Genomic DNA, 8167 nt, shown 5'->3' on the forward strand with positions numbered 1-8167 from the left:
GGCCGAGGTGAGCCGCTTCTTGGCAACCGTGCGTGCCGCATAAGCAGCCTGCAAGCCACTCTCACCCTCATCGTCGTTGAGCTACAACCCCGCCCTCATAGCGCCGGATTACCAAGGCCGGCCCCTACCCCAAGAACGCTCCGTCAACAAACAAGTCGGTGGGGCATGGCATCGAACCTCCGTCGGGGTCAGGATGCTCGAACAACGTGTGCTCGATCCGGACGAGTGCGTCGGGTCAGGATCACGCTCCGGCGGACACTGCGTCGGTCAAGGGAGCGCGGGAGAGGCTCTCGCAGTGGAAGGAGCAGGATCGCAGCGATAGGGGCGTCTGCTGTCGCCCGCGATGTAGATGAAGTGGCCACCTGACATCCTGCAACGCGCTTCGAAGCGTTGCACGGCCCAGTGTTCGGCCAGCGCGATGCTCAGCGGCATGGCTGTAAGTGCCAGGAGGAACCACCCCGTCAAACCGACAATCCACCAGTTCATCCTCGGCGGATCAGGCCGAGCCTGTCCTGGCCGTTCCGGCGGAACTGGAGCGAGGAAGGCGAGAGTGACGTAGAAGCAGTTGACCCAGCTCATCGACTGCCAGCCCCTCGAACGACTACAGGGCGGATACGCCCTGCGCCTTTGTGACAGAGCGTTGTTCACTCTCGCCCACGGGGCTCTCCGGGCCTTACGCGCCTGCGGCGTCTATCAGAACAGCATCAGGGCTTCTGGAGCGCCTCGTGGGGCGACATAGGCATCATGTTCTGATCCAGGTGATACATGACCCAGATCGAGCCGACCAACGTGATGACGACCAACGTCAGAGTGAAAGCCAGGGCCATGAAGGTCCAGCCGCCTTCCGACTTCGTATTCATGTGCAGGAAGTAGATCATGTGAACCACGATCTGCACCGCCGCGAAAGCCATGATGATGATGCTGGTCCAGAGCGTGTCCTGCAAAACATCGCCCATGACGAGCCAGAAGGGGATGGCCGTGAGGATGACCGACAGGACGAAGCCGGTCATGTAGCCTCGGAAACTGCCATGCGCCCCGCGGGGATGATGGGTCCCGTGTGCGGCCCCACCGTCCTGCGCCTTCTGGACGACGCTGGCCCCGCTCACCGTGCTCATCGCATGGCTCCCATCAGATACACGAAGGTGAAGACGCCGATCCAGACCACGTCGAGGAAGTGCCAGAACATCGACAGGCACATCAGCCGGCGCTGGTTCTCAGCGATCAGCCCGCGCTGGCGCACCTGCACCATCAGCACGACGAGCCAGAGAATGCCGAACGTGACGTGCAGGCCGTGCGTGCCGACCAGCGTGAAGAAGGCCGACAGGAACGCGCTGCGCTGGGGCGTGGCACCCTCGCGGATCAGGTGGGCGAACTCGTAGAGCTCGATCGAGAGAAAGCCCACGCCGAACAGGCCCGTCACCACCAGCCATCGGAGGGTGGTGTCGATTCGCTCCTTGTCCATCTCCAGCATGGCAAAGCCGTAGGTGATGGATGAGAGCAGCAGGAGGCTCGTGTTGACGGCGACGAGCCGCAGGTCGAACAATTCTGCCCCGGACGGACCCGCCGCGTAGTTTCGACCGAGCACGCCGTAGGTGGCGAACAGGATCGCGAAGATGAGGCTATCCCCCATCAGGTAGATCCAGAACCCGATCAGCGTGCCGCCGTCGCCGTGGGCGTGCGCCTCTCGCTCGTAGAAAACGGGCGCCGTGGCGCCGGGCGGGGCAGTCACCTCATGCATCGGCTCCGACCCCTCCCGTGAGCTGCGCCGTCCTCTCGCGCTCAAGCCGCAGAACGTCCTCGGCCGGGATGTAGAAGTCCCGGTTGTAGTTGAACGTGTGGATGACGGCCGTCGCGATGAGACCCGCGAAGGACAAGGCAGCCAGCCACCAGATGTACCAGACCATGGCGAAGCCGAGAACAGTGCTGAGGCCCGCCAGGATCACGCCGGCGCCGGTGTTCCTTGGCATGTGTATCGGGCGGAAATCCTCCAGGGGACGATCGTAGCCGCGCTTCTTCATGTCCCACCACGCGTCGAGGTCGTGGATAATGGGCGTGAAGGCGAAGTTGTAGGGCGGAGGCGGCGAGGCCGTGGACCATTCCAGCGTCCGGCCGCCCCAGGGGTCGCCCGTGAGGTCGCGCAGCCGCTCGCGCCGGAAATAGCTGACCACGAGCTGGACGAGCAATGCCAGGATCCCGGCCATGATGATGAAGACCCCGATTGCGGCGACCGTCAGGTAAGGCTGCACCGCCGGGTCGTCGAAATGCTGCGTCCGACGCGTCACGCCCATTAAGCCGAGAATGTAGAGCGGCGTGAACACGACCCAGAAGCCTGCCAGCCAGCACCAGAACGATACCTTCCCCCAGAAAGGATCGAGCGTGTAGCCGAACGCCTTCGGGAACCAGTACTGGAGGCCAGCCAGCACCCCGAATACTACGGCGCCGATGATGACGTTGTGAAAGTGGGCGACCAGGAACAGGCTGTTGTGTACGATGAAGTCGGCCGGCGGCACCGCGAGCAGAACGCCGGTCAACCCGCCGATCACGAAGGTTGGGATGAAGCCCATCACCCAGATGAATGGCACATCGAAGCGAATCTGTCCGCGATACATGGTGAAAAGCCAGTTGAAGACCTTCGCGCCCGTCGGAATCGAGATGATCATGCTCGCGATGCCGAAGAACGCGTTCACAGTGGGTCCGGCTCCCATCGTGAAGAAGTGATGCAGCCAAACAAGCCAGGACACGACGGCGATGACCATCGTGGCGTAGACCATCGACGTGTAGCCAAACAGTCGTTTACTGCAAAAGGTTGAGGTTACCTCCGAGTAGATGCCGAAGGCCGGCAAAACTAGAACGTATACCTCCGGATGACCCCAGATCCAGATGAGGTTCATGTACAGCATCGTGCTGCCGCCGAAGTCGTTCGTGAAAAAGTGCGTTCCCACATACCGGTCGAGCGACAGCAGCGCCAAGGTCGCCGTCAAGACCGGGAAGATCGTGACGATGAGGGCGTTGCTGGCAAGTGTCGTCCAGCAGAAAACGGGCATTTTCATCAAGCTCATGCCCGGCGCCCGCATCTTGGCGATGGTGGCGATCAAGTTGATGCCTGACAGCGTCGTTCCCACGCCCGCGATCTGCAAACCCCAGATGTAGTAGTCGACCCCGACACCGGGGCTGTACGCTGCCCCCGACAGCGGCGCGTAAGCTAGCCAAGTGGCTCGCGAGAACTCGCCGACGAACAAGGACAGCATGGTGAGAGCCGCGCCGCCTGCCGTCATCCAGAAGCTGAAGTTGTTGAGGAAGGGGAAGGCGACATCGCGGGCCCCGATCTGCAGTGGCATGACGTAGTTCATGAGGCCGGTCACGAACGGCATCGCCATGAAGAAGATCATGATCATGCCGTGCGCGGTGAAGACCTGATCGTAATGGTGCGGTGGCAGGTAGCCCTCCGACGCGCCGACGGAGAGTGCCTTCTGCGTGATCATCATGACCGCGTCGGCGAAGCCCCGCAGCAGCATGATGATGGCCAGCACGACGTACATGATGCCGATCTTCTTGTGATCGACGCTCGTGAACCATTCCTGCCAGAGGTAACCCCACTTCCCGTACCAGGTGACGGCACCCAGAAGTGCCGCCCCGCCCAGCGCCACGATGATGAAGGTCCCGAGTAGGATGGGCTCGTGGTAGGGGATCGCTTCAAGCGTCAGCCGTCCGAAGATGAGCTGCCTGAGGTCGAGGTTCGAGAACATGCGGGGACTCGCTCGGATCAGTGCTGGTGGCGGTCGGATGGCCGGTTGTTTAACTGAGCCGGCGCGGGCCCTCTGTCGGCACCCGGCAGGGCGTTGCCCTGTTCCTGATCAGGCTCGGTCTTGCGCTCGTTGACGCCGCCGCGGCTCAGGGGCTGGTCGCGGGGCATCATGCCCTCGGGCTGCACCGAGCCCTGAGGTGGACGGCCCGAGGCCGGGAAGGTAGCGGCCGGCGACTCGTCGCCACTCCTGGCACGGCGGGTGTCGTATTCTAGCCTCTCGCGGTTCGCTTCGCTTTCCTTGGCCGCTCCGCCCGTCCTATCGATGTGGTGCATCTCCGCCACGCACATCTGACCCGGCTCGACGCACATGCCGAGAACGGCGTCAAAGAGGCCGTTTTCGACCGTGCCGAAATACTGGACTGGGACCGCCTCGCTCGGCTTCTCGACCTTCAGGTAGGCTTCACGGTCTAGGCGCGTGCCAGACGCCTTGGTCTTCGCAACCCACGCGTCGAAGCCCTCTTGGGACAGGCTGCGGAACCCGAACGTCATCCGGGAGAACCCTGAGCCGCTGTAGTGCGCCGAGAGGCCCGCGAAGTCTCCTTCCTTGTTCATCACGGCATGAAGCTGTGTCTGCATGCCCGGCATGGCATAGACCATGCCGGCGAGCGCCGGCACGTGGAACGTGTTCCAGACCGAGGAGGAGGTGATCTTGAAGGTGATCGGTACGTTCGCCGGCGCCGCCATCTCATTGAGGCTCGCGACCCCGAGGTCCGGGTAGATGAACAGCCACTTCCAATCGAGGGCGACGACCTCGACCGTCAAGGGCTTCACGTCTGCCGGCACGGGTTTGTTGGGCGCGAGCCGCGTGAGCGGCCGGAACGGGTCGAGCGTATGCGTGCTGATCCAGGTCATGGCGCCGAGCGCGAGAATGATGAGCAGCGGCACCGTCCAGATGACGACCTCCAGCTGAGTCGAGTGATGCCAGTCAGGGTCGTAGGTCGCCTCCGCGTTCGTCGCGCGGTAGCGCCATGCGTACAAGAAGGTGAGCGCGATCACCGGCACGATGACGAGCAGCATCAGCACGGTCGCTGCGATGAGGAGGTTGCGCTGCTGAACCGCGACATCGCCGGCTGGACTCAACACGACCATGTTGCAGCCCGTGAGCAGCCCGGTGGCTGCGAGCGGCACCAGGCCGCGCAGGGCTCTGCGGGACCACGACCCGCGCGGGCGGCGGTCGGTGGGCGGGCGGGCGAGGGCCATGGCCAGGGCAGTCACTCGGTGATCCATCGCCATTTTGAGGAGCGCGGCGCGAACGGGTGGAGCGGACACGACGGTTTCCGCCCGGCTCAAACCTGACGGACTTCCGAGCGGGAAATGCCGAGCACCAGCAGGGTGGTGACCGCCCCCGACAGCAGATAGAGGCCGACGCAGGCGAGCCCGTAACGGGCCGATAGGAACAGGACGATCAGCGGCGCGAAGCCCGCACCGAGGAGCCAGGCGAGGTCGTTGGTGAGCGCGGCTCCGGTGTAGCGGTAGCGTTGTTCGAGGCGCGACGTCACCGCTCCGGACGACTGCCCGTAGGACAGGCCGAGCAGCGCGAAACCGGCATTGACGTAGATCGTCTGGCCGATCGCGCCTTCCTCGAAAAGCAGGGGCGCGATGATGCTGCCGACGGCGAAGACCGCGATCAGACCCGCCGCGATCAAAAGCAGCATACGGCGGCCGATCTGGTCGGCGATCAGACCCGAGGCCAGGATCGCGCCCGCGCAGATGAAGGCGCCGGAACACTGCACCATCAGGAACTCACCCGCCGAGCGGTGCGTGAACAGCGTGATCCAGCTGATCGGGAACACGGTCACGAGGTGGAAGAGCGCGAAGCTCGCCAGCGGTATCAGCGCGCCGATGACCAACTCGCGTGCGTGGTCTCGGATCAGCGGCAGGATGGGCGAAGGCTCGAGCCGCCCCAGTTCGAGAAGGCGCGCGAATTCGTCGGTCGCGACGAGCCGCAGCCGGGCGAACAGGGCCACGACGTTGATGGCGAAAGCGCAGAAGAAGGGATAGCGCCAACCCCAGTCCAGGAATTCGGGCTCGGACAGGTTCAGCAGTAAGAACGAGAACAGGGTCCCCGCCACGATGAAGCCGAACGGCGCGCCGAGTTGCGGAAGGGCGGCGTAGAAGCCGCGTCGCTCGATCGGCGCGTTGAGCGCGAGGAGGGAAGCAAGCCCGTCCCATGCGCCGCCGAGCGCCAATCCCTGCCCGACCCGTAGGACGCCCAGAAGGTACAGCGACCAGGCGCCGATCTGCGCGTAGCCAGGCAGGAACGAGATCGCCATGGTGGAGAAGCCGAGCAGGAACATTGCGATCGTCAGCTTGACTCCACGGCCGTGCCGGCGGTCGACTGCCGTGAAGATGATCGAGCCGATCGGTCGAGCGATGAAAGCCAGCGAGAACATGGCGAAGGCGTAGAGTGTCGCCGTCAACGGCTCGGCGAAGGGAAAGAACACTTTCGGGAACACGACCACGGAGGCGATGGCGAATACGAAGAAGTCGAAGTACTCTGCCGCCCGACCGATGATGACGCCGATCGCGATTTCACTCGGCGCAACTCTGTGGTCGGTGGACGCTAGGCGGGCGTCGCGCTCAAGCGGTGTGGAGGAGGGTGGACGCCCTTGAACCTGATCCATCGCCATTCTGGTGATCACCTAGAACGAGAACAGTCCGGGCCGAGGATAGAAAGCCATCTCAAAGGCTGAGGCAAGCAGGAAAGTCGCACCGAGCCCGGAGGGCCGCGGCAGTAAACGCCAAGCTTGCCCTCCGCCACGATGCCGTGTCCGGTCTCGAACGCGAACAAAATGACAGATGCCGCGATCGGACGGCTTTCCAATACCCTGACGGGCGCGCGTGGCATCGACATAATGGCTCTGGAGCTGCCGATCGGGTCAATTCGGCGGGCTCGCTTGGCCCCATATTCTGCGGCGCTCGGTCAGTGCTCTGGCCTAACCGCCTTCGAAGGCTAAATTCTGAAGACGCAGGGCCGATTCGGGAGTGCTGATGTACGCCGAGGGAGGATGGAAACCGTCCTGGGAGCCGCCCCGCAGGCGCCGACTGGCGAAGCGCCAAGAGCGGGTATTCCTGTGGCTCATTGTCGTGAACATGCTGCTCTTGTTGGTCGCACCGGTCGGCGGCGCGACGATCATTCAAGCTGTCCTCGCGGCGCTGAGGCTCGGTTAGAATCCGGGGCGCATCAGTTTCATCGCGGTAAGGGTGTCTATCCAATCACTGCCATCTGAATGGTCCGGCCACCGAGATCTGCTTAGGAGCATCCAAGCGGATGTTTGAATGGCCGTTTTGGGCGCAGTGCTTCCGGGACAGCGGCGCGACAATCGTCCTGTTTTCGAAGACGGCACAGGCTGGCCTCCACGGCGAGGTCGAGTCGCAAGCAGTCCTTGGAAGCGAGCACCAAGCGTCAGGTTTTGGCCAATCTCACGTTCAACCTTCTCGAAGTCCCGTCCACGGGAAAGCCCGTTCCCTCGAGGAGGGCGAGAGGCGGTTGAACCGATCGCGGATCTCAACGAGACGCTGGCGGAGCTTGTCGGTCGGCGTGATCAGCGAGATTGCAGCATAGACCCTGTGTCGGCAGCCCGAGCGCAGTCACAGGCACGCCACCGCCTCGTCGGCGAGCTCGGCCTTCGGCAGCAGACGTCAGCCCACCACAACGGTATCGGCGGCAAGGAGCCATGTGCCCTGCATGTCCTCACGCTTCCGCGCCGCTTCGCGCACCGACACCAGTTTCGACTTGGTAAGCCGGCGGGCCAACTCGCGTGGCGCCTCGAACCTGCGGGGCGTCTCGTCGACCCCGATCAGGAGCAGGGCTGCCGGCTCGATGCCGATTACGGACGTGGGGCCGGACATCTATCCTGACGCAACCATCATTGCAGCGTCTCGACGGCGATCCCGATCAGAGACGAGAAGCCGTAGTAATCATCAACGACCGCGATGGTCGACAAGAGGAGGCCCAAGGCGCCGACATACAGAACCAGGAACAGGTCTCGATGCTCGCTCCTGGCGAGAGCCAATCCGGCGAACGGGATGCTCTGGAGCGCGAGAGCGGCAGCAACATTCATGGCCGACCTTGATCGCTTTCGCGGTTGGACGTGGCCCGTTGAGGAGGTCACGCGTGGTGGGCGTCGAATTTTCCGCGAGTGTGGTCTTCTACGGACGGAGGTGAGTGCTTTGGAGCAGGGCGAGCCTCCTGGATCCGGGAGGCTCAAGAGCTTGGTTTACGCCAGCTTGACCGACTGGCTGTTCGGCACCGCCGCTGTACCGTCCTCAGCGAGATAGCGCGTGCGCATCGGCTTGAGCACGAACAGCGCGAGGAAGGCGGCCGTCGCGTTCAGCCCGATCACGATCGCAAACACCGCC

7 protein-coding genes and 1 pseudogene are annotated in these 8167 nt (G+C 63.5%); all 8 read right to left on the reverse strand.

The window, feature by feature from the left end; genetic code table 11:
• Positions 1-704: 704 nt before the first annotated feature.
• Entirely contained in the window at positions 705-1115 is a 411-nt protein-coding gene (cyoD, locus tag WDW90_RS32815; protein ID WP_336491819.1) for a cytochrome o ubiquinol oxidase subunit IV, read from the reverse strand.
• Complete coding sequence (gene cyoC, locus WDW90_RS32820) at positions 1112-1738, reverse strand: cytochrome o ubiquinol oxidase subunit III (protein WP_336491821.1); 627 nt, start codon at positions 1736-1738, stop codon at positions 1112-1114. The genes cyoD and cyoC overlap by 4 nt, the downstream gene beginning before the upstream one ends.
• Entirely contained in the window at positions 1731-3746 is a 2016-nt protein-coding gene (gene cyoB / locus WDW90_RS32825; RefSeq protein ID WP_336491823.1) for a cytochrome o ubiquinol oxidase subunit I, read from the reverse strand. The genes cyoC and cyoB overlap by 8 nt, the downstream gene beginning before the upstream one ends.
• Positions 3747-3763: 17 nt before the next feature.
• A complete protein-coding gene (gene cyoA / locus WDW90_RS32830) occupies positions 3764-5005 on the reverse strand; it encodes a ubiquinol oxidase subunit II (RefSeq protein ID WP_336491829.1) in 1242 nt (413 codons plus the stop codon).
• An 86-nt stretch (positions 5006-5091) separates the two neighbouring features.
• A complete protein-coding gene (locus WDW90_RS32835; protein WP_336491825.1) occupies positions 5092-6435 on the reverse strand; it encodes an MFS transporter in 1344 nt (447 codons plus the stop codon).
• A gap of 850 nt (positions 6436-7285) precedes the next feature.
• Positions 7286-7474: pseudogene (locus tag WDW90_RS40985) on the reverse strand (Maf family protein); the annotation flags it as partial.
• The gene (locus tag WDW90_RS32840) at positions 7448-7657 is read right to left on the reverse strand and encodes a Maf family protein (protein WP_336491826.1); all 210 of its coding nucleotides are present in this window, start codon (positions 7655-7657) and stop codon (positions 7448-7450) included. The pseudogene WDW90_RS40985 and the gene WDW90_RS32840, both read right to left, overlap by 27 nt.
• 17 nt (positions 7658-7674) lie before the next feature.
• Entirely contained in the window at positions 7675-7869 is a 195-nt protein-coding gene (locus tag WDW90_RS32845; protein ID WP_336491828.1) for a hypothetical protein, read from the reverse strand.
• Positions 7870-8167: the final 298 nt, after the last annotated feature.

The organism is Methylobacterium nigriterrae (assembly GCF_037106235.1).
GTDB classification, from domain to species: domain Bacteria; phylum Pseudomonadota; class Alphaproteobacteria; order Rhizobiales; family Beijerinckiaceae; genus Methylobacterium; species Methylobacterium nigriterrae.

Bases quoted from the DNA above. Each gene is read 5' to 3' on its own strand.
- cyoD (WP_336491819.1), bottom strand. From the start codon at position 1,115: ATGAGCACGGTGAGCGGGGCCAGCGTCGTCCAGAAGGCGCAGGACGGT.
- WDW90_RS32840 (WP_336491826.1), bottom strand. From the start codon at position 7,657: ATGTCCGGCCCCACGTCCGTAATCGGCATCGAGCCGGCAGCCCTGCTC.
- cyoB (WP_336491823.1), bottom strand. From the start codon at position 3,746: ATGTTCTCGAACCTCGACCTCAGGCAGCTCATCTTCGGACGGCTGACG.
- WDW90_RS32845 (WP_336491828.1), bottom strand. From the start codon at position 7,869: ATGAATGTTGCTGCCGCTCTCGCGCTCCAGAGCATCCCGTTCGCCGGA.
- cyoC (WP_336491821.1), bottom strand. From the start codon at position 1,738: ATGCATGAGGTGACTGCCCCGCCCGGCGCCACGGCGCCCGTTTTCTAC.
- WDW90_RS32835 (WP_336491825.1), bottom strand. From the start codon at position 6,435: ATGGCGATGGATCAGGTTCAAGGGCGTCCACCCTCCTCCACACCGCTT.
- cyoA (WP_336491829.1), bottom strand. From the start codon at position 5,005: ATGGCCCTCGCCCGCCCGCCCACCGACCGCCGCCCGCGCGGGTCGTGG.